The 19,970-nt window shown below is 58.8% G+C and carries 16 protein-coding genes; 8 read left to right on the plus strand and 8 right to left on the minus strand.

The window, feature by feature from the left end; all coding sequences use genetic code 11:
- Positions 1-1,512 precede the first annotated feature (1,512 nt).
- From ABIB80_RS32615 to ABIB80_RS32635, 4 genes are all read left to right on the plus strand, one after another.
- Positions 1,513-2,778 (plus strand): glycosyltransferase family 2 protein, encoded by a 1,266-nt coding sequence (locus ABIB80_RS32615; RefSeq protein ID WP_007601236.1) that lies wholly within the window; start codon positions 1,513-1,515, stop codon positions 2,776-2,778.
- On the plus strand, positions 2,775-3,827 hold the full coding sequence (locus ABIB80_RS32620) for an HlyD family secretion protein (protein WP_354128982.1): 1,053 nt from the start codon (positions 2,775-2,777) through the stop codon (positions 3,825-3,827). Before ABIB80_RS32615 ends, ABIB80_RS32620 begins: the two co-directional genes overlap by 4 nt.
- Positions 3,828-4,777: 950 nt before the next feature.
- A complete protein-coding gene (locus ABIB80_RS32630; RefSeq protein ID WP_007601234.1) occupies positions 4,778-5,542 on the plus strand; it encodes an outer membrane protein in 765 nt (254 codons plus the stop codon).
- Positions 5,543-5,820: 278 nt separating this feature from the next.
- Positions 5,821-6,870 carry a SphA family protein gene (locus ABIB80_RS32635; protein ID WP_007601233.1) on the plus strand — a complete coding sequence of 350 codons (1,050 nt, stop codon included), beginning with the start codon at positions 5,821-5,823 and terminating at the stop codon, positions 6,868-6,870.
- 211 nt (positions 6,871-7,081) lie between these two features.
- Here ABIB80_RS32635 and ABIB80_RS32640 read toward each other — a convergent pair whose 3' ends face one another.
- Entirely contained in the window at positions 7,082-7,615 is a 534-nt protein-coding gene (locus ABIB80_RS32640; protein ID WP_007601232.1) for an HdeA/HdeB family chaperone, read from the minus strand.
- 493 nt (positions 7,616-8,108) lie between these two features.
- On the opposite strand from ABIB80_RS32640, the gene ABIB80_RS32645 reads away from it, so the two are divergent.
- From ABIB80_RS32645 to ABIB80_RS32655, 3 genes are all read left to right on the plus strand, one after another.
- Complete coding sequence (locus ABIB80_RS32645; RefSeq protein WP_219683126.1) at positions 8,109-8,378, plus strand: hypothetical protein; 270 nt, start codon at positions 8,109-8,111, stop codon at positions 8,376-8,378.
- A gap of 363 nt (positions 8,379-8,741) precedes the next feature.
- On the plus strand, positions 8,742-9,251 hold the full coding sequence (locus ABIB80_RS32650; protein ID WP_354128983.1) for a phospholipase effector Tle1 domain-containing protein: 510 nt from the start codon (positions 8,742-8,744) through the stop codon (positions 9,249-9,251).
- Positions 9,252-9,347: 96 nt separating this feature from the next.
- Positions 9,348-9,665 (plus strand): hypothetical protein, encoded by a 318-nt coding sequence (locus ABIB80_RS32655; protein ID WP_007601226.1) that lies wholly within the window; start codon positions 9,348-9,350, stop codon positions 9,663-9,665.
- Positions 9,666-10,086: 421 nt separating this feature from the next.
- Here ABIB80_RS32655 and ABIB80_RS32660 read toward each other — a convergent pair whose 3' ends face one another.
- Positions 10,087-10,347, minus strand: coding sequence for a hypothetical protein (locus ABIB80_RS32660; protein ID WP_051058478.1), 261 nt, complete (start codon positions 10,345-10,347; stop codon positions 10,087-10,089).
- A gap of 313 nt (positions 10,348-10,660) precedes the next feature.
- On the opposite strand from ABIB80_RS32660, the gene ABIB80_RS32665 reads away from it, so the two are divergent.
- Positions 10,661-12,397: a sensor histidine kinase gene (locus ABIB80_RS32665; protein WP_007601225.1), complete on the plus strand. Its 1,737-nt coding sequence runs from the start codon at positions 10,661-10,663 to the stop codon at positions 12,395-12,397.
- Positions 12,398-12,798: 401 nt separating this feature from the next.
- Here ABIB80_RS32665 and ABIB80_RS32670 read toward each other — a convergent pair whose 3' ends face one another.
- The 6 genes from ABIB80_RS32670 to ABIB80_RS32695 all read right to left on the minus strand — a co-directional run bounded on the left by ABIB80_RS32670 (position 12,799) and on the right by ABIB80_RS32695 (position 19,889).
- The gene (locus tag ABIB80_RS32670; RefSeq protein WP_007601223.1) at positions 12,799-13,434 is read right to left on the minus strand and encodes a response regulator; all 636 of its coding nucleotides are present in this window, start codon (positions 13,432-13,434) and stop codon (positions 12,799-12,801) included.
- Positions 13,435-13,590: 156 nt separating this feature from the next.
- On the minus strand, positions 13,591-14,217 hold the full coding sequence (locus ABIB80_RS32675) for a response regulator (RefSeq protein ID WP_354128984.1): 627 nt from the start codon (positions 14,215-14,217) through the stop codon (positions 13,591-13,593).
- A 65-nt stretch (positions 14,218-14,282) separates the two neighbouring features.
- Positions 14,283-15,476 carry a sensor histidine kinase gene (locus tag ABIB80_RS32680; protein WP_007601218.1) on the minus strand — a complete coding sequence of 398 codons (1,194 nt, stop codon included), beginning with the start codon at positions 15,474-15,476 and terminating at the stop codon, positions 14,283-14,285.
- Positions 15,477-16,146: 670 nt separating this feature from the next.
- On the minus strand, positions 16,147-16,965 hold the full coding sequence (locus tag ABIB80_RS32685) for an outer membrane beta-barrel protein (protein WP_007601217.1): 819 nt from the start codon (positions 16,963-16,965) through the stop codon (positions 16,147-16,149).
- 202 nt (positions 16,966-17,167) lie between these two features.
- Positions 17,168-18,430 carry an arginine deiminase gene (arcA, locus tag ABIB80_RS32690; protein WP_007601216.1) on the minus strand — a complete coding sequence of 421 codons (1,263 nt, stop codon included), beginning with the start codon at positions 18,428-18,430 and terminating at the stop codon, positions 17,168-17,170.
- A 25-nt stretch (positions 18,431-18,455) separates the two neighbouring features.
- Positions 18,456-19,889, minus strand: coding sequence for a basic amino acid/polyamine antiporter (locus ABIB80_RS32695; RefSeq protein ID WP_007601215.1), 1,434 nt, complete (start codon positions 19,887-19,889; stop codon positions 18,456-18,458).
- Positions 19,890-19,970: the final 81 nt, after the last annotated feature.

Consider the following 19,970-nt stretch of genomic DNA (forward strand, 5'->3'; position numbering starts at 1 on the left):
CGCGCGCTCAAACTCAACGCTGGTTCATTGACCACAAGAACTCCAGCAGGATTATGCCGCGAGGTGCATCCGTCGGCGTTACGGAAAGCGTGGGCCGCACGTACGAGCAACGTGTTGCTGTAAGGCCGATCCGAGAATGCCGGACTTACCACCAGAGAACACGCTCTCGCGCATCGCCAAGCCGCGAGTTCTCTCGCGCACGAGCCGTCATGAACCTTGCTGATGTCGCAGTCGAAGAGGCACATTATGAAACCCTTTACTCTGCTGCTCGCTTCAGCATCTATGTTCGCATGCGCTGACGATAGCCACGCAGTCGTGAGAATTGCCAATGACCGCGGTGGCTTGATTCAACGTTACCTTGATCGATATGAGGAGTTGAATGAGACTGGCCAAACCGTGGTAATCGATGGCCTCTGCGCGTCCGCCTGCACGATCGTACTAGCAAAACTCCCAACAGATAGAGTTTGCGTGACGGAAAGGGCAAACCTTGCTTTCCACGCAGCTTGGGATCTCGGCCCTGGTGGACGCCATATTACAAATCGAGAAGCTACACGGATGATCTATTCCATGTACCCGGCTCCAGTTCGGAGTTGGATCTCAGGCCGGGGTGGTTTGTCGCCTCACACAATCTTCCTTCGCGGTGCGCAGTTGCAGACGATATTTGCGCGCTGCTATTTGGACTCTGCAGTCTTCCTGCGGTCATAGTCCTTCGCCGGCGTCTGGCCTGCTATGTACAGCGATTGCCGCATGGGAAGTCGAAAAAGACGCTTTGATCTATCTCAATTCTCTGACAGCAGCGGGCCTCAGTTTGAGGGAGTCGCGTCCATCGCTCCGCCGCGCCGGCCGGGCGGTTGGGCGCTTCCAGGGAGCTCGATATGATCAAGTCGCTCGGAATTGCCACGTTCGCCTTCTTCTTCGCAGTATCCGCTCAGGCGATGACACCTGCCCCGATTGCACAGCCCGAAAGCCTGATTACGGAAGTTGCTGCTGCCTGCGGCGTCGGTAGAACACGTATCAACGGCGTGTGCGTCGCACGGACGACGGTCCGTCAAACCCGTCGGGCGGTCCGCAGATGTGTTAGAGGGACAACGTGCTGATTGGTTGTCCTCAAGGACAATACGCAAAGTGGTTCGTCGTGATTAGATTTAGCAAGTACCGACCCCAACGGTACACCGACGCCCCCACCGGCCTCAGCCTTTCCAGACTGAGGCCGTCTTGCGCCTGAAAGGTTGGACGGACCGGTCACCTTGTGGGATTTAGCGACGCGGCGAACAACTCCAACCGCAACGCTGATGCCGGCACGCCAACAATCAGCCTCAAGAGCAAGCTGTCATCGTCAACTGACGAAGCCAACGCTGCAGTTGAATAGCGCAGACACAAAAAGCAAATGTTTACGCAATTTACCACTCGACCATCAACGTGATGGTCTTCATTTTCCCGTCTGATAATTGCCTTGCGCGCCTTGTTTGGTCGGATGCTCGGAATGGTGCTGTCGTAGCGGAGGTGGCCGGCATGTCCGAAATGATGGAAGTGCTCGCCGGAACGAGTTTATTTCTACTCGCCTTCTCGCTGCTGATATTCGACATCCCCCGCTACACCTTGTCGCTGGTGTCTCTTGCTCTGTTCAGCTCGAAGCGGCGAAGCGTCGGCGGGACGGTTTGCCAGGCGACGGTAAGCGTGATTATCCCGACATTCAACGGCGGCTCCGGGCTTGCTCCTTCGATCAGCTCGCTGCGCCGGCAAACCCTCCGACCTGTCGAAATCATCGTCGTCGACGACGGCTCCACCGACGCAACACGCGCGGTCGCGGAGCGGGCGAAAGCGCAGGGCCTGGTTGACATGGTCATCTGCCATGGGACCCGCTGCGGCCGCAGCGCTGCCATCAACGCTGCAGCACGGTTTGCCCGCGGCGATCTTCTTTTGACCGTAGATGCCGACACTGTCTTCGAACCGAACGCGGTTGAGCGCCTCGCGGCTGCCTTCGACGATCCGCTCGTCGCCGGCGCAAGTTGCAACATCGCGATCAGTAACGAGCGCGACTCGATATGGACAGGACTTCAAAGCGTCGAATACCTGATGTCGATCACCGCGGGGCGGTCGATCCTCGACGTGGTGGATGCGATCGCGTGTCTGTCCGGAGCCTGTTCCATGTATCGCCGGGATATTTTCGCGCAGCAGGGCGGGCTCGACGTCGGCCCGGGAGAGGATATGGAGTACACCTTGCGGCTCCGCAGACTCGGCTATGTCATTCGGTTCGTGTCCGACGCCTGGGCGGAAACAGCCGGCCCCGCAAGCGGCGTAAGTCTATTGCGACAGCGCGCGCGCTGGGATCGCGATGCTCTGCGCATCCGCTTCATGATGTATGGCGAGCTGAGTTTTCGCCATCCGCTGGAGCGTTTACCGGACACGATCCAACGGCTTGACTTCATCGTCTTTGATCTCGTCCCGACGCTCAGCCTGCCGTTCTACTTGGCCTACATTGTGCTGTTGTTCGGCTCGGATGCCGTGCTGTTTCTGTCGGCGGTCTACCTGTTGTTGCTCTGGATCTCGGTCTTCAATATGGCACTTGTGTTCGCCCTGTTCCATCGATCCGTCGGAACGTTTGGCTGGAAGATGGCTCTGATCTTTCCCTTTTACCAGGGTGTCTATCTGAAGTGCGCGCGGTTCTTTTCCTACTCTTCGGAAATCATCTTTGCCTCGTCGCGGAACGATGATTTCGTGCCGCCGCGCGTTCGCCGTGCACTATTCGGCGATCGGACGAAGGAAGTGGCCAAATGACCGTCACCCTAACACGACTCGATCCCCATATCCCCGATCCCATCGAGAGCCGTCGGCGTGCGGCCGGACGGGCCGTCCGCGCCGCCTATGCGACAATCGTATTCGGCATACTCGCATTCTTTGTCGTCTATTTCGGGAGGCCAATTCTTTATCTCGGCGGCCCGGGCAGCGTGTCCTCACCGAGATATTTGGTTTCACTGCCTTACATCGTGCAGATCAACAGCATCACCGTGCTGAGAGGTGCATCGGTCAAGGCCGGCGACGAAATCGGAAGGGTTCGGTCTCCGCAGCACGATGAGATTGTCGCCACCTATATGCGCTCGCTCGCGGACATCGCCGGTCGCAAAGCGGAACTGCGTGTTAAGCCCCGGGTTGCGCGCGAATCTCTCGACGCGGCGCGCTCACATCTGCGGCTTGCTGAGGAAGCTGTCGAACTTATCGCAAACTCATCGGCCGCGAGCCTGAATTACCGCATAGACATGTCCCGGGAGCGCGCCTTGGCGAACAAAGCCGTGGTCTCGCAGGAGGCGGAAGCCGCCGAAGCCAGCACTCAATTGGCCGCTCTCGACGAATTCAGCCGGCAACTCGGTGATCGCCTCGAAAAGGTTGAAAGCAGCTTTGCAGACGGGAGAGTCTTCGCGCCCATAGCTGGCATAGTCGCGAACAATCCTGCGCGCGCCGGCCAATCCCTGGTGGCGGGCACGCCGATTGCAGAAATTCTCGACCCCACGGATGTCTTTGTCGACTGGTACGTTCCTAACGAACGCCTGTCCGATCCAAAAGTCGGCAACGAAGTCTTTGTGCTGTTCGGCAACCGACGAATTCTGGGCAAGATCGCGGAAATCCTCCCGGTGTCAGATGTGTACCCCGGGGCGGGTTCGTCGGCGGCGCGCGAGCGTACCGCCTCGCAAATCGCGCGAATTCGGTTCAACCCAGGCGCTCATCGCCCGGCGCTGAACTCGGCCGTCGACGTTCACATGCACTACACACAACTGAGCGCGCGGATCGCTTCAGTGCTGGTGAGATTATTCGGGCTCGACGAGCTGTGAGAGTGAGCGAGGTGCAGCATGCAGGTCGAAGCGAACCAAACGGGTTGCCCGGCTTGCGGCTCCTCCACGCTAGAATTGTTTCCAGTATTCCACCACATGATGTGCGCCTATGTTGGTCCGGAGTATGACTTCACGCCAAACATCGCGGGATATACGTGCCCGAAGTGCTGCCGGGGCATTGTGCCAGCTGACCCAGCTTGCGAGATCGTGGGGACTAGCGCGCGCTGCACCCGATGTCGGGGTGAGATGGTCATGGCGCCAGAGTGTGCCGGCTAGCGCGTAAGGGTCAGCGGTCCGTCTTGTATGCCGACAGCCCGAAAAGCTATTTCCGGCCGGGGCGTTCATCCATTGGCACAAAGTGCACTGGCCAACCACTGCGCATCTGCTTGTCTAGAGTGCGCCTTGCCGATTCTTTCCAGCCCCCAAGCTTCCAGGATTGGCAAGATCGTACAGGCCCCGGCGCGGCATCAGCTTCGCCGGGGCCACGGACGCCGGGATGGTCCAGGACTATGGACACAGAGACAGATCGGCAACGAGGTTTGGAGTTGGGTCGCCGCTGGGCAGAGCATGCTTCGGCGCACGAGCTTGCCACCATGGTGAGCGGGTCGTTTGATGATCTCAGCGAAATTCTGCCAGCGGACGCATCTGATGAGTTCGTCGGCGGCTTCCGCGAAGGCGTGTTGCACGTCTGCGCGGGGCCTAGGATCTCAGCATAAGGGTGCGGAGATGAGACCAAGCGCCCTTGCCCCCCATCGCGGAAAATTCCAGGCGGCCAGTTGACTGGTCAACATTCCTGACACAACTCAAACGCGCAAATTGCTCAATTTTCCCAACTGTTGCCACGTAAGCACACCGAATTCCAGGCGGCTCAGCTAGCTTCGAGCTGGAATGCGGGACTGCCAAGAAAAGAGCCGGCATCGTTAGGGTGAAACGTGGATGGAGCAAAAAGAATGAAGAAGATTTGGTTGAGTGGCATGGCCTTGCTGGCCGTGAGCATGGCGGCACCCGCGTCAGCGGCTGATCTGGCTGCTAAACCTTATGTCAAGGCCCCGCCCCCGGTGATCGCGCCGATCTATGATTGGACCGGGTTCTACATCGGCGCCAACGGCGGTTGGGGACAAAGCCACGGCTGTGTGGATTTCGTGACGCCAGCAGGGACGGTCGCAGGTGGTTGCGCCGATCGCTCCGGCGGCCTCGCTGGCGGACAGATCGGGTACCGCTGGCAAACCAATCAGTTTGTGCTCGGCCTGGAAGCGCAGGGAGATTGGGCAGAAATCAAGAATACGCGCGTCAGTCTGATCGACCCGCTGATTTCGACAACCGGTAAGATTGACGCCATCGGCCTCTTCACGGCGCAGCTCGGCTGGGCGTGGAATGCCTCGCTGTTTTACGTGAAGGGCGGCGCCGCCGTGACGCGCAACCGATTCGATATATTCAACAACGTCACCGGGGTCGGCCTGGCATCGGCGGGCCACACGCGCTGGGGCGGCGCCCTTGGCGTGGGCTGGGAGTACGGCTTCACGCCCAATTGGTCGTTCGGTATCGAATACGACCATCTCTGGATGGGCCGTGATAATGCCGGCTTCGCAGGCGTAGTCACTCCCGGAGGGTTCGTCCTCACCGGCAGCGGCGTCAGCCAAGATGTGGATATGGTCACGCTTCGGTTGAACTACCGCTTCGGTGGATACGGCGCACCGGTCGCGGCAAGATATTGATCGCACCCACCTTGGCAAACCAAAGCCCCGGCATGCCGGGGCTTTTTTTGTGCTTATGAATCTTGGCGCTCGAGAAGCCGAGCATCTCCAGCGCAAGCACCTTGAGGGCTGCAACTGCGTCATCGCCCAAGACAATTGTCTCGAGCTGTTACCATTCTGTGACGCATTTTGACGTTGCTTGTGCCTAGTAGTGAAGGCCGTCGTAACCTGGGTCCTGCAGTTCGCGGAGCGCTTTGCTGTAACAGCGCTTGCTGCAAGTACTGCCCAGAGGTTTGCAAATGGGATCAAACAAACAGGGAAGCTGCGTCATCGACTATCTGGCGGTGGCCGCTCTCGTGCTTTGCGCTGATGTTTCGCATGCCGACCAGGGCGGTAGCTCATTCTGGTTTCCGGGTCAGTTTGCAAGTCTCTCCGCGGTGCAGCAGACACCGGGCTGGGCGCTCAGTGTCATCGATTACCATTCCAGCGTCGCCGCCGCGGGGAGTGCTGCTGCGGCCAAAGAGATCCTGGCCGGCAAAATCCCCGCGAACGTCAACGTTAATTTGAATCTGCGTCTGAACGGGCGGGCCGATCTGGTCGCCCTTACGCCATCGTATACTTTCGCTACGGCGGAGCTTGGCGGTCAGTTGGTCGTAGGTATATCGGGCCAGTACGGCAGAGCCGCCACTAGTATCGCCGGAACACTGACAGCGATAGCCGGACCGATTGTGGTGACGCGTACCGGAATGCTCGAAGGCTCGCTTACCTCCTACGGCGACCTCGCGCCCTTCGCGCAACTACTATGGAACCTTGGCGTCGACAATTACATGGCTTACGTCACAGGCAATGTTCCCGTCGGCGACTATGATCCGACGCGGATTCCCAATATCGGGCTCGGGCACGGCGCGATCGACATTGGGGGCGGCTACACCTATTTCGACCCGGCGGCAGGAAACGAAATCTCGGGCGTCGCCGGCCTGACCTACAATTTCAGGAATCCCGACACCCAGTACCGGAGCGGCATCGATTTCCACTTCGACTGGGGCGCATCGCACTCCCTCACTAAGCAGCTTTTCGTCGGCATTGTCGGATACGCCTACCAGCAAGTCACCGACGATTCCGGCCAGAACCCGATCCTCGGTAGTTTCAGGTCACGCGTTTTCGGTGTCGGTCCGCAAATCGGGTACAGCTTCCCGGTCGCAGACATGCAGGGCTTCCTTGGTCTGAGGGGATACGGCGAATTTGGTGCAGCGAACCGTCCGTCGGGATGGAACACCTGGCTAACGTTCACTATTTCCCCGTCCGCTCCCGCCGCCGTAGCCGCCAGGAAGCATTTGGTTGTGAAATAAATCGGTTCCGAACTGGAAGGTCGGCTGCGGTCGGCCGAGGTCTCAAATGAGTCAAACTGCGAAGAACTCCAAGCTTCGCAAATCTTGTCCGACATGCGTCACTGAGCGAACCTCGATGAAATGCGCCGCTACTTGGCTGACGGCCATCAACAGGAGTCAAACTAATACACGGCGCGCTCTGTTGCTCGCAAGCGGCGGGAGACTGGTCCAGCTAACTAGCTCTATTCTGAATGGCCGTTGGTAAAGTGCGGGATTTGTTCTTCTTGCAGTATGCGACGACCGCACTGGAGTTCCTCTGCAGGCGCTCGTAGTCCAATACACTGTTGCTTGCTGCTGCGTTGTAGTAGCCGCTCATGAAGTATCTTACAAAATCTTGATCCGCTGGACCGTATGCCAACCAAGTTCCGCAGGTGATCTTGTTAAAATCCAGCGTAGCGTTAGGCACCGCAGTTACGCCTATCGATTTTTCCAGCCCTACCATCACACTGGCATTCGGGTTGGACTGGCACCACCCTCTTACGTTTGTGACATTTGCCCGATGCAGGTCAAAATCAACAAACGTCCTCCGACTTTCATAACTAAACCAGCCGGTCATCCAAGCCGAAAATTTGCCCGACGGTGTAGCCGGCATGGCGAGATATTCGCTACAGGTGATGCTGCGAATGTCCGTCGTTGTGCCAAGCGCCTCACTGGCGAACGTTGGGGCGATTAGGACGAACGTAACGATACTGAACCTGCACCTCATTGTGATGACTCCCGTAACGAGTGACCGACAGACTAATCGCGATTTGCTGTCACAGGACCTGCATCCCGCGGCTCCAAAGAGTAATCACCCATAGTGGCAAGTGCCCGATTTGATCTAGATCAACCCACCAGGTAAGGAGGAGAGTCAGCCCGCTGCGCGGGACGCGATAAACTGCAAATCGTGTCACCGTTGTGACTGATGTCACGTGGAATACCGTCTTGCCAAACACGTTGCAATGCTGTGCTTCGGTGTGCTCCCTGCCAGCGGGTCCCCGCGGCATGTGCAGGTCGCTCATTGATATTTGCCGATCGGACATTGACTTGGCGATCGGTTTTGCAAGGGGCTTTGCTAAACATAAGCATGCCGCGTTAGGCCGCGTTTGTCCGTGCGCGGTGGCTCTGTCCACCGCCCAGGGAGCGGCTTTTCTCGCGATGCGACGACAATTGCGATCTGTTCTCATTCGCCGGCGGTAACTGGCCTAATGTAGCCGGTAATGGCAAAAATCGATTTGCGAGCTGCCTGCTTGATCTGCTTCAATTCTCTTCTGGCTATCGGACGTAAGCTAAGCTTCTTGACAGGAGCAACAGCAGTGCCAAGCGCAGAAAAGTGCCGAGAGTATGCTGCCGAATGCAACGCCAAAGCAAAGGAGGGGCGGATTTCTGCCCGCCGGTGCTCGGTACTAATGAATGTCGCCCGTAGCTGGACAGCGCTGGCCCACCAGCTTGAGAGCCTGACAGACATCGTCAAGGACGAAGCCAAGTGAAGGCTGCCTCGCTGGCCCGCACTGCGCCTCAATAACGAGCGACGACCGCATCCCCACCAAATTTGTACGATAGACGGGCGCGTACCACATCCAGTGTCTGACTTCCGCCCCTGTCCGCCGAACTAGGAGGGCTGGTGGAGATGGCAGTGAACTGGAGGTGTGCGCTACCGAAGTCGTAGTGCTGGTACTCAAAGCGACCGATCCAGTTGCTGCCAAGCAGCTTCGCCTTGACGCCCGCGGAAGGCGCCAAGTTGATCCCGCCGCCCTCGGCCACAAATATCTGGGCGCGGCGCTCGTGACCTCCGGCATTGCGCTACTGATCGGGTTGCACTGGCTAGGTGGCTTCCTTCAGCCGGTCTTTCCATGGTCGGCCTGGATTCTGAGCTACCTCGGCATCGCCACAGCGCTGATTGCTTTTTTCATGAACTATCTGAAGATCGCGCCATCTTGCCCGGTTATGGATTCTGGAAGCGCCTGCAGACGGTGCATTTCGCTCCGCCGAATCACAAATTCTACGACACGACCCTCAATCCGAGGGTGGGCTACGCTAAACATGCGATCTCGATCGACGAGAGCCGCGCCGATTTCAAGCGTGTCACCTGGTCGCCCACGGCCGAGAAGCAGGACAAACGAGACGTGCACGACAACCTTTTCTTCGAACAGGTCTGGTTTTCGGGCGTGCACGCCGATGTCGGCGGCGGCTATCTCGAGAACGAGGCTCGGCTCTCAGACGTCGCGCTCAACTGGTTGCTCGCCGGAGCTTCGCTCATCCCTGGCGGCCTGAAACGCGACGGCAGTATGCTACGGCTGTCCGCCCAATCCGGCGGGTGCACAATGAGCAGGCGGGAGGCTTCCTCAAGGCCGGGTTCGTGACCTGCCGATCGACCCGGAGACGGAAGACTCGAGATCACCGATGCACAAATCGGTCTATCGGCGTTCGGAGCAGCGTCCGTTCTTCTCTACGATCGCATGGCGGCCTACCGCCCGGACAACATGAGGGTGCACGTCGACTTCAACCACTACTTCGATGGGAGCGCGGCGCAGCTGCCCCAATGCGCCGCCGATGACATTGAAAGGAAGTGGGAAGATGCCGCCCATGTCTCGGGCGGCTCTGACCCAGATGCAACATTGATGGAGCAGTTCTGTCGGGCGGCCTTCGAGACGCCTTTGGCCTCCGCGGAGACGAGGAGAGCACATCACAATGCCGAGAGTCGCCGCCCGGCCGTCAAAAAACACCGTTTGAAAAACCGTTTTAGTTCGGCCTTCTCAAACGGTTTCTCTCGCTAAGGTCTTGATTTAAATGGTGGGCGCACCAGGGCTCGAACCTGGGACCCGCTGATTAAGAGACACGCTACCGCCATTGGTTTCTCAAGCGAATTTTTCCAACTGGCCCAATATCCGATCATTGCAGATCAACGGCTTACAGCGAAAACCCCAACCGCGAGTGCGCTTGGGGTGGCGCATCACCCCGCTATCGTTCGCGTCATTCGAGGGTGGGTTCAGCATTTTGGAATTCGAGGTGCTTCCGCGCCGAAAGATGCGCACGCGCAATCAACGGTCGATTCCGACAGAAGCGTAGGCCTGCCGGTTGCACAATGATCAATCTAGAGTTCGCCGCGTTGAACATTCGAGCTTCTATGCTGGCTGATCAATCGGTCCAATCCATCATGGGCAAGTTTGAGCTAGCTCCGGCTAATACGGTCCATGCTCACAGTGCCGACAACCACGCCTGCGCACCTTCGGCCCACACTGGCCGATCGGCACCTGAGAATCGCTGGTTAATCGCAGACAAGACGAGGACTCGCTGCCCGCCAGCTTCCGCTTCTGGAGGCGTGCTCCAGCTTGGGACGCCGTCCGACTTCAGTTGCTTGAGCACGGCATCGAGATCGGTGGTCCGCGCTCCCGCCACTTTGCCGGCCGCCTCACGGATCCGATCCGCGGCCACGCGCCACGCCTCGCCCTGCGCCACTGCGGTGTCCTTACGCGTAGCCTGCTGCTGCTGGATCTGCTTGCCGGCGCTCGCGAAATGGGCCTTGATCTGCGCTTCGAAGCCGCTCCAGTGCTTTTCCAGATCCGACTTTCTGGTAGCGCTCTTTCGTCTGTCAATCGTCTGGTCGAGCCGTTACGGTTCCTGTTCAGTCGGAGAACGGAGCACTATGCGCTTGGCGGTACCATGGCGACCTTTTTTTGCGCGGATATTCACCGCTGCGCTGGCCATTGCATGGTTGCTGGCGACCCCGTGTCAAAGTCAAGCGGCTGGTCCAACGCCGAAACGGATTCTGATGCTGCATTCATACGGTCTTCGCTTCCAACCGTGGACCGACTATTCCGAGGCCCTTCGCGCCGGAATAAGCCAACGTCCTTTCGTGACCTTTCAGGACCATTCGCTTCTGAATGCCCGGGCGGCCAGCGACAAATCAGACGCAGCATTTGTCGACTACCTTCGTGCGCTCAACCATGATCAGCAGCCCGACCTTATCATCGCTATCGGCTCGCCCGCCGCGAATTTCGTGCAGGCGCACCGGAAGGACCTTTTTCCAACAACCCCTATGCTCTTCACGTTGGTAGAGCGTCGCCGGGTGGACCTCGACAAACTGACCGAATACGACACGGTGGTGGCGGTTGCCAACAATGACGTCGCTTTTTTTGATAACGTCGTGCGCGTCCTGCCCCAAACAAAGACTATCGCCATTGTTGTGGGAGCTTCGCCGGGCGAAACATTTTGGCGGAACGAATTGGCCAAATCCACCGCGCTGTTTGCCGACCGCGTGCAGTTTCGGTGGTACGATGAGCTTTCCTTTGAGGATATGCTCAAAGACGCGGCCAACCTCCCGCCACACAGCGCCATTTTTTGGCTTGGATTGACCGTCGATGCGGCGGGAGTGACCCATGAAGGCAACAGCGCGTTCTCACGGCTTTTTGACGCGGCCAATGCACCGATCTTTTTCCACGACGCGACCTTTTTCGGTAGAGGCATCGTCGGCGGTCCAATGCAGGTCATTGCCGGACAGGGCAAGAAGGCCGCGGAGGTCGCCCTGCGCATTCTTGACGGCGAAAGGGCCGGCGACATTAAGCCGACATTCGTCGTCCCGGCAGCGCCCATGTTCGACTGGCGACAAATGCAGCGCTGGGGAATTTCCGAGAGCCGTCTGCCGCCTGGCAGCACCATCTACTTCCGCGAGCCGTCAGTGTGGGAACGGTATTGGTGGCAGATCTCGTTGATCACCGGCGTTATACTTTTGCAAGGCGGGCTGATATCGACCCTGCTTCGGGAGCATCATCGACGTCATTTGGCGGAAGTGCAGTCCCGGCAACGCATGGCCGAACTGGCCCATGTTAATCGCTTCTCGACAGCTGGCGAACTGACCGCAACAATCGCGCATGAAATCAACCAGCCGCTCGGGTCCATTCTGACTAATGCCGAGACCGCGCAGTTAATCTTAAAATCTCAGAACCCTGACATTGCGGGGCTGGCCGAGATTGTTGACGATATCTTGCGGGATGACCGGCGCGCCAGCGAAGTCATCCGGAGGATGAGGAGCCTCCTTAAGAAGGCACCTTTCGAGCTGAAAAAACTGGATCTCAATGATCTTGTTCGTGAGACCATCGAATTTCTTTCGATGCTGGCCGTTGGACGAAAAGTGGAGCTGATTGAACAGATCATGCCGGAGGCGCTTCCGATCCTGGGCGACCGCATCCAACTTCAACAAGTCATTCTGAACCTTGTCGTGAACGCGATCGAGGCGATGAAGGACACTCCGAGCGAAAGCCGCATCATCAGCATCCAGACCTCGCGCGCCGAGGGCTCTGCCGAGCTGTCCGTGTCGGATTGCGGATCGGGCATTCCAAAAGACCAATTAAAGGAAGTCTTCGAACCCTTCTTTACTAGCAAAGCGGAAGGCATGGGCATGGGCCTGTCCATCGCCCACACTATTGTTGAAGCGCACCAAGGGACGATAGCCGCAAAAAATCGAGATCACGGCGGCGCAACGTTCACGATCAGACTTCCTCTTGTTTAATGGGCAGGATCTTCCCCGATCTGAAGTCAACGTCAGCGGTCCACGAGGCTCATGCAATTGTTCAGCTGCGCCTGATGCGGCTCCCGTTATCGGCAGCGCCGAGGAGGTTCGCCATGCATCCGAGGAAGCGTCTTTGGATCAAGTCAGCGACAGTTGCCGGGATTGCCACTGGCGTCCTGTTGGAGCTTGCGGGTCTCGCATTCAATCCCACGCCAGCAAAGGCGGGGCGTGTACTGCCAGTAAGTTGATATCCAGCAGGTTGCGTTGCCCGCGCAGGCGCCGTGCTCAGGCCACGGCCGCTGGCCGGCTCACATTGGATTAGCCCGCGAATGGAACAGCACAAGGCAGCCCAAGCCGACAGCCACCCACCGCTCGGGCATTCAGGACAACGGCGGAATCCCTCAGGGCGCCACGAGCTTCTTCCGAATGGCATAGCGGACCAGTTCGGCGGTGGATGACATCCCGAGCTTGCGCATGGCCGACGCCCGATGGGTCTCCACCGTCTTCACACTCAAGTTCAAGAGATTACATATCGATCTGTTGGTATGCCCCTCCGCAATCAGCTGGACGACGCTCTGCTCGCGTGACGTCAGCAGCATCTCCGACCTGCCCTGCTTGTTGAGCTGGTAATCACTCAGCAGCTTCTCTATCAAGGCGCTGGTGAAATAAGGCCTGCCGTCGAGCAGCGCCTCGATCGCCGAAATCAGATGCTTCTTGGCATCCGACTTGAACAGGAAGCCGCGGACACCCGCCAGAATAGCGTCCCTCAGCAGTTCCTCGTCTTCATGCATCGTCAGGATCAGTACTTCCGTATGCTGATCAAGTGCCTTTAGCCGACGGCTGACCTCCAACCCGTTCATCAGGGGCATCGAGTAGTCGACGATGACGACGTCCGACCTCGTTTCCAGAGCCAATCCGATGGCTTGTTCACCATTGATCGCTTCGCCGGCGACGATCCAGTTGGACTGCGTTTCGACGATCGCGCGAAGTCCCGAACGTACGACCGCATGATCATCCGCAATCAAGATGCGTTTCATGGCGCCGTTCTCGATTCCGGCCGCACCCCTGGAGACGCTCAGTGCGGCAAGGTCAGACGATCATGCCACTCATGGTTCTAAGCGCCATCCTGCAAAACCCTGAGCCTGCCACCGCGAATGTACCGACGTGGCGGTCCTCAAGAACATCATATGCTGTCATGCCTCGACCAGATGCGAACGAACAGCGTACCGAACCAAACCTGCGGTTGAGTTCACCTCCAGCTTGCGCATCGCGGCCGCTCGATGAGCTTCAGTCGTCTTGACGCTGAGGTTCAGGATCGCGCCAATGCCTTTGTTGCTGTAACCCTCCGCCACCAATTTGACCACAAGCTGCTCGCGTGGCGTAAGCCTCCGGCGCCCATCTGCGCCCTCGCCGCCGTGATCGAGCTCGTCTCGACAGCTTTCGCTGCAGAACCGCTTGTGCGCCAGAAGTGCGTCGACGGCCGCCAACAGCAATCTGTTAGCATCCGATTTCGCCAGAAACGCGCGGGCGCCTGCCTCAAACGCCTGCTGCGCCAGCAGACCCGACTTGTAGACCGTGAAGATCAACACCTCCGTCTGCAACGGATAATCCCTGATCTGCCGCGCGACCTCCACGCCGGTCATCCGCGGCATGGAGAAGTCGATGATAGCCACATGCGGCCGGCTTTCGATTGCCGCCGTAAGTGCCTTGCTGCCGTCGTTCGCCTCGGCAACGACTTCCCAATCCGCCCGCTGTTCGAGGACCGCTCGCAGGCCCGATCGCACCGCTTCGTGATCATCCGCGATAAGAATGTGTTTCATGGCAGAGCACTCCAATATCGTTACGCGGCAGCCACCCGCCACCGGTAACCTCTTCTTCTTCTTCCTCAGTGGGTGCCTGCTGGGGGCCTCACGGAGGTCGTCACCTTACGCCGGCTGCGCGCGCTCTTCGCCAGCCCACGCGGAAGCACTGCGCGCAGGATGGTGCCCGAGGGCCATGTTGCCTGATCGGAGCTGATGTCCAGCGCTCCTCCAATCTGCTCGAGCCTTGCCCTCATCGCCGGAATTCCAACGCCGATCGATGTTGCCTTTGCACGATGTTTGCCATAGTCAGCGCGGAGCCCCCGCCCATTGTCGTTGACCGTGAGCCGAAACTGGCTGTCGGTCGCGTCAATGACGATGCTGACTTTGGTCGCTTGCGCATGACGAAATACGTTCGTGAGCGCTTCCTGGACGATCCGGAGCAAGGTGCGCTGCTTCTCGTAAGGCAGCAGATCGACCTCGGGCACGATCCTCGTCGCTACGTGCAACGAAGTGCGAGCCGCAAATCCATCCGCGTAATTCTCAATTGCGGCTTTGAGCTTATCGTGCGTCAGATTGCGGGGATGCAGCAGATAGGAAAAGGCACGAATTTCCCTAAGCGCCTCGTCAATCGACGCATCGATCTCATCGCAGAGCCGCTCGGCGCTGGGCGGGTCGCTCATGCTGCGTCGGATCCGCATGAGGCCGAGGCTCGCCGCAATCAAATGCTGACACGTCGAATCATGGAGATCAGACGCAATCCGCTGCTGGATTTCCTCCTGAATGGATGCCAAGTCGACGTGGGCGTGGGTATCGTCCAGCGGTCTAGACGCTTCCTCGAACGGACCAGTGTGGGCCATACGATGGCTGCCGACTAGCCGGACCGCACGACCGGCCGCGGGGTCCATGACGGGAACGATCGTCGTCTCCATATTCTGACGTTGGCCACCAAACGCCAGACGATGGCGAACCCTGACCTCCTTCTCTTCGGCGAGACAGGCGCGTAGGGCTTGGCAGACGGGTTCGATGTCGTCGCTGCTCAAGCAATCAGAGACATCCAGCTCCCGGATAGCGTCGGCCGAGATGCCGAGACGCGACTCGAAAGCCGGATTAACCGTCTCATAGACGAAGCGTCCGCCAAGCGAAGCGCGCACCACGAAGAGAAACTCGGCTGAGCACATCCAGTAAAGGCGGTCGCTGGCTTCTTCGAAACCTAGCTGCAACCACCCCGTGCCGCTGGTTCGAACTGAGTCGGAGGCGGGAAAACTATGGGGCTTCACGGTACGCGCTCACTCTGCTGCGGGGCCTCCGACATTGAAGATCAATATCGGGAGTCGCCGTCCTGCCCTTCGGGCGAGTTCCATTGCTGGTTCAGAGTGCGGATGCCCTAAGGGTCTTCCAATTATACACTGTCTGGTTGATAGCACCACAAGTAGTATTCTCCTCAGATTGAAATCGCGAATCCGTGCGTGGATCTCAATAAGGGGTGCAGTATGCAACTTGTGCCAGACTGGGCAGCACTGGATTCAAATGAAATGCAACAGATGCTAAAGTATCGTAGAAAGCCTTCACGAGCTGCTTGTGTCGACAACAGCTCCCCAATGCGCAATCAGCGGCTTCCGAGACTCGTGAAGTCGTTCTCGGGTACCGCCACGGCAATCCGGCCGCACCTGCGTCCGTGCGCTACCGGGCTCCAACTCCGCTCGCGCTGGATTTCTTTTTCTTTCCTGCCTTCGCGCTCGGAGCGGGTTGTTGAGGCGGCGAAAGCACCAGCGGATGAGACGGCACCTGGAGGCGGTTAACGCCGACATCATCCCTCAGTGCATCGGTATCCAGGCGCTGGCTCCGGTCAGCAGAATCGCGGGGATCCGCAGAAGCCACGGAGGCGGCCGTTAGACCAACGATGATTCCCACCAATACACACCCGCATCTCGTCATCTTCCAAGCCCTTCAAAACGCGAAATCAAGTCGGGGACCAACCCTGAGATCCCTGTATCGCCGCTCCGGAACGTTCGATGTTCGCGCCTCGTACAATACGCTGGTCGTGATCGACACGTTGCTGGCGAAACTATACCTCAGCCCGACGTCCGCTGAGTAGATCTGATCCTGTCGGCCCCTGTTCAGCCCGTCCGTGAACCAAAAGGCTTCTAACAATGGCGTGCTCACAATCGACCATTTCGGGTCCAGCTTGACTTCGATACCCAGCACCGCGTCAAAGCGCCAGCGGCGGGCTTCCGCAAGATCGGAAAACCGGTAGGTCAGGAGCAACAGTGGCGACAGCGTGACATTGTTCACGCGGAAGTCGCGCGCTACCGAGCCCATCACGTCGTGGGACGTGAAAGCAAGATCGCGATAGACACCGTCGAAATCGTACCGGTTCTCGTAAATAGCGGAGAAGCGCCAGCCGTCCCAATTCTCGGTCAAGCGCGCTCCCATTCGCGCCACTGCGGCGTTGCCGTCCTTCTCGGTCGCAAAGGCCTCGTATTGGGCGCGAGCATAGAGCCGGTACGACAGGTCGCTTGTGAGGTTCCCATCCAACCTGAGACTGACGTCGGGCTCATAATAAAAATCCGACCTGCGGTTGTTCCGGCTGAACAAAGCATTGTCAGTGAAGGTTGGCGCGACGGAGCCAACGACACTCCATGACGGAGCGGAATAATACGGCACAGGACCGCTCGCCTTCAGTTCGGTGAGATCAACATCCGCCGCCCAAGCGGTGTCTGCTCCAAACCATCCAACGACCAGCCAAAGAATCGTCAGCGCGCGCATGGTGTCCCCCGATGGCTTCTGCGTACACCTGGAATCAGCTGAGCGTGGGTGCTGATTATGGCGTGTTAATGGTCAGGAATTAAATCTGTGATTGAGGCGGCAGACGCCGTCTGGCTGGAACTCCCCGGATGCTACCCAGCAACGGCCGAATGCCACGCGGCCGTGAACGCCCTCCTTCAGGGCCGGAGCGCCCGCAGGTCGGCTAATAATCCACCGCGTCCCTAGTGATCGGGCAGGTCATGCAATGACCGCCTCCCCGGCCGCGTCCCAGCTCTGCACCGACAATGGTGATCACCTCGATCCCCTCCTTGCGCAGCAAGGTGTTGGTGTATGTGTTGCGGTCATAAGCGAACACCACGCCCGGAGAGGCGCAGACCAGGTTCGCGCCGCTATCCCACTGGGTCCGCTCGCGCATATACGCGTTGCCGCCGGTCTCAATCACGCGCAACTTCTTCAGGCCGAGCGCTTCGGCCACGACATCCACGAACGGCTTTTCATCCCTGCGTAGATCGAGGCCGGCGGAATTGTCGGCCGGCCGGTAGGAAAAGGCCGCGATGTTGTTGACGATGTCCGGATAGAGCAGGACACAATCCCGATCTGCGAACGTGAAGACAGTATCGAGATGCATCGCCGCGCGCAGCTTCGGCATAGCCGCCACAATCACACGTTCGGCCGCTTTTCTCTTGAACAAGGCTGCGGCAACCTGGCTGATCGCCTGCCGCGAGGTGCGCTCACTCAATCCGATCAGAACGTTGCCCTTGCCGATCGGCATCACGTCGCCGCCTTCCAGCGTCGCGAGGCCGTGATCGCGCGTCGGATCGCCCCACCAGACGTTGACCTTGCCGGCGAAATCCGGATGGAACTTGTAGATGGCTGTGGCGAGGATCGGCTCTTCGTGCCGCGCTGGCCAGTAGAGCGAATTCAGCGTGACGCCGCCGTAGATCCAGCATGTGGTGTCCCGCGTGTACAAGGTGTTGGGAAGCGGCGGTAGCAAATACTCGGTCATCCCGGCTGCTTCGCGCACCAGCTTGAGCATCTCGCCGCCATGGGCATCCGGAAAGTCGTGAGTCGATACTCCGCCGATCAGCGTTTCCGCCAACTCGCGCGGATTGAGACCTTCCAAATAACCGCGCAGCTCGTCGATCAGACCGAGACCGACCTGATCGGCAACAACCTGGTTGTCCAGGATCCACTTCCTGGCCTCGGGGATCGCGACCGTCTCGGCGAGCAGATTGTGCATCTCGACGACTTCGATCCCGCGGTCACGCATTTTTTGAACAAAGTCGAAATGGTCGCGCTTGGCATTGTCCACCCACAGCACGTCATCGAACAACAGAGTATCGCAATTGGAGGGCGTAAGGCGCTGATGAGCCCGCCCTGGCGAGCAGACCATCACCTTCCTCAGCTGGCCGACCTCTGAATGGACGCCGAAGGGAGCCGAGGTGTCCGATGTCTGCTTTGCCATGGGAGTTCTCCCGGGAGTTGCCTGCCTAGATGGTGATGTAGCCGGTGGCCAGTCCGTGTATTCCAACAGCAGCGCCGAGGGCGGCTGCAATGAAGAGGCCCCACTCGATGGCTGTAAAGACCCGCGCCTTCTGTTCCAGGCGCGCCCAGAAATAGAGTGCAGTGCCTGGCGCGTAGAGGATCAAGGACAGCAGCAGGAACTTCATCCCGGCGGCATAGATCAGGAACAGCGTATAGACCAAGGCGACGCCGGCAAAGATCATGTCGCGCTTGCGATCACGGCTGCTTTTCTCATAGGTCTCGCCGCGACGGACGAGCAGGAGCCCGTAGGCTGCGACGAGGAAGAACGGAATGAGTGACATCACGCTCGTGAGATTGAGCATCAGCGCGAATGCATCCTGCGACCAATAGGTGCTGATGACGAAGAGCTGAACGATCACATTGGTGAGCCAGAGCGCCGCAGCCGGCACCTTGTTCGCATTTTCGGTGCCGAACAAAGCTGGCATATCCTTCGTTCGTCCGGCGGCGGAGAGCACCTCAGCGCAGATTAGCGACCAGGCGAGATAGGCCCCCAATACCGAAACCAGGAGTCCGATGCTGACGAAGATCGCGCCCCAATGCCCGACCACCGCCTCCAATACCGTTGCCATGGACGGCTGTCGCATGCCGGCGATCTCGGCGCGGGGCAACGCGGCATATGGCAGCATGGTCACGAGCACCATCAGGGTCGTAACGATCGCAAACCCCAAAATGGTCGCCGCGCCGACATGCGCCCGTTCCTTGGCATAGCGCGAATAGACGCTGGCGCCCTCGATGCCGAGAAAGACAAACACCGTCACCAGCATGGTCGCGCGAATCTGGTCGAACAGACTCTTGTCCGGCATCCCCTCGCCGCCCCAGAAATTGGCGCGGAAAAGATCGGCTTTGAACGCAAAAATCAGGATAGCAATGAAGACCAGGATCGGCACGATCTTCGCAATCGTGACGATGGTGTTGATCGCCGCGGCCTGCTGCACGCCGCGAAGAATCATGAAGTGAAACAGCCAGATTCCTATCGAGGCGACGATGATGGCTGTGACCGTGTTCCCGTCTCCAAAGACAGGAAAGAAGGCGCCCAAGGTCGACTTGATAAGGACCCAATAGGATACGTTGCCGATGCAGCTGCCGATCCAGTACCCGAACGCCGATAGAAAACCAGGATAATCACCAAATCCCTCCTTCGCATAGGCGTAGACACCAGCATCGAGCTCTGGCTTTCGTTCAGCCAGCGTTTGGAACACCCGGGCGAGCGCGTACATGCCGCCGCCGGCTATACACCAGGCGAAGACCGCTCCGAACGGACCAGTGGCGATGCCGAATGTTCTCGGGAGCGAGAAGATGCCCGAGCCGACCATCGATCCGACCACCATCGCGGTCAACGCGAACAGGGAGAGCTTCTGGACTGACGGCGTCCCAGTCATGTGAAGACCTCGCGATAGCGCGGGTGCGCAACATCCTGGCCGATCGACTTGCCGGCACTTCACCATGCACCTCGGGCGGCG

The organism is Bradyrhizobium sp. i1.15.2, from assembly GCF_040548425.1.
Classification (GTDB): Bacteria; Pseudomonadota; Alphaproteobacteria; order Rhizobiales; family Xanthobacteraceae; genus Bradyrhizobium; species Bradyrhizobium canariense.

Coding starts and splice junctions, on each gene's coding strand:
- ABIB80_RS32615 (WP_007601236.1), top strand. CDS start 1,513: ATGTCCGAAATGATGGAAGTGCTCGCCGGAACGAGTTTATTTCTACTC.
- ABIB80_RS32620 (WP_354128982.1), top strand. CDS start 2,775: ATGACCGTCACCCTAACACGACTCGATCCCCATATCCCCGATCCCATC.
- ABIB80_RS32630 (WP_007601234.1), top strand. CDS start 4,778: ATGAAGAAGATTTGGTTGAGTGGCATGGCCTTGCTGGCCGTGAGCATG.
- ABIB80_RS32635 (WP_007601233.1), top strand. CDS start 5,821: ATGGGATCAAACAAACAGGGAAGCTGCGTCATCGACTATCTGGCGGTG.
- ABIB80_RS32640 (WP_007601232.1), bottom strand. CDS start 7,615: ATGAGGTGCAGGTTCAGTATCGTTACGTTCGTCCTAATCGCCCCAACG.
- ABIB80_RS32645 (WP_219683126.1), top strand. CDS start 8,109: ATGGCAAAAATCGATTTGCGAGCTGCCTGCTTGATCTGCTTCAATTCT.
- ABIB80_RS32650 (WP_354128983.1), top strand. CDS start 8,742: ATGGTCGGCCTGGATTCTGAGCTACCTCGGCATCGCCACAGCGCTGAT.
- ABIB80_RS32655 (WP_007601226.1), top strand. CDS start 9,348: ATGGCGGCCTACCGCCCGGACAACATGAGGGTGCACGTCGACTTCAAC.
- ABIB80_RS32665 (WP_007601225.1), top strand. CDS start 10,661: ATGCTGCATTCATACGGTCTTCGCTTCCAACCGTGGACCGACTATTCC.
- ABIB80_RS32670 (WP_007601223.1), bottom strand. CDS start 13,434: ATGAAACGCATCTTGATTGCGGATGATCATGCGGTCGTACGTTCGGGA.
- ABIB80_RS32675 (WP_354128984.1), bottom strand. CDS start 14,217: ATGAAACACATTCTTATCGCGGATGATCACGAAGCGGTGCGATCGGGC.
- ABIB80_RS32685 (WP_007601217.1), bottom strand. CDS start 16,965: ATGCGCGCGCTGACGATTCTTTGGCTGGTCGTTGGATGGTTTGGAGCA.
- arcA (WP_007601216.1), bottom strand. CDS start 18,430: ATGGCAAAGCAGACATCGGACACCTCGGCTCCCTTCGGCGTCCATTCA.
- ABIB80_RS32695 (WP_007601215.1), bottom strand. CDS start 19,889: ATGACTGGGACGCCGTCAGTCCAGAAGCTCTCCCTGTTCGCGTTGACC.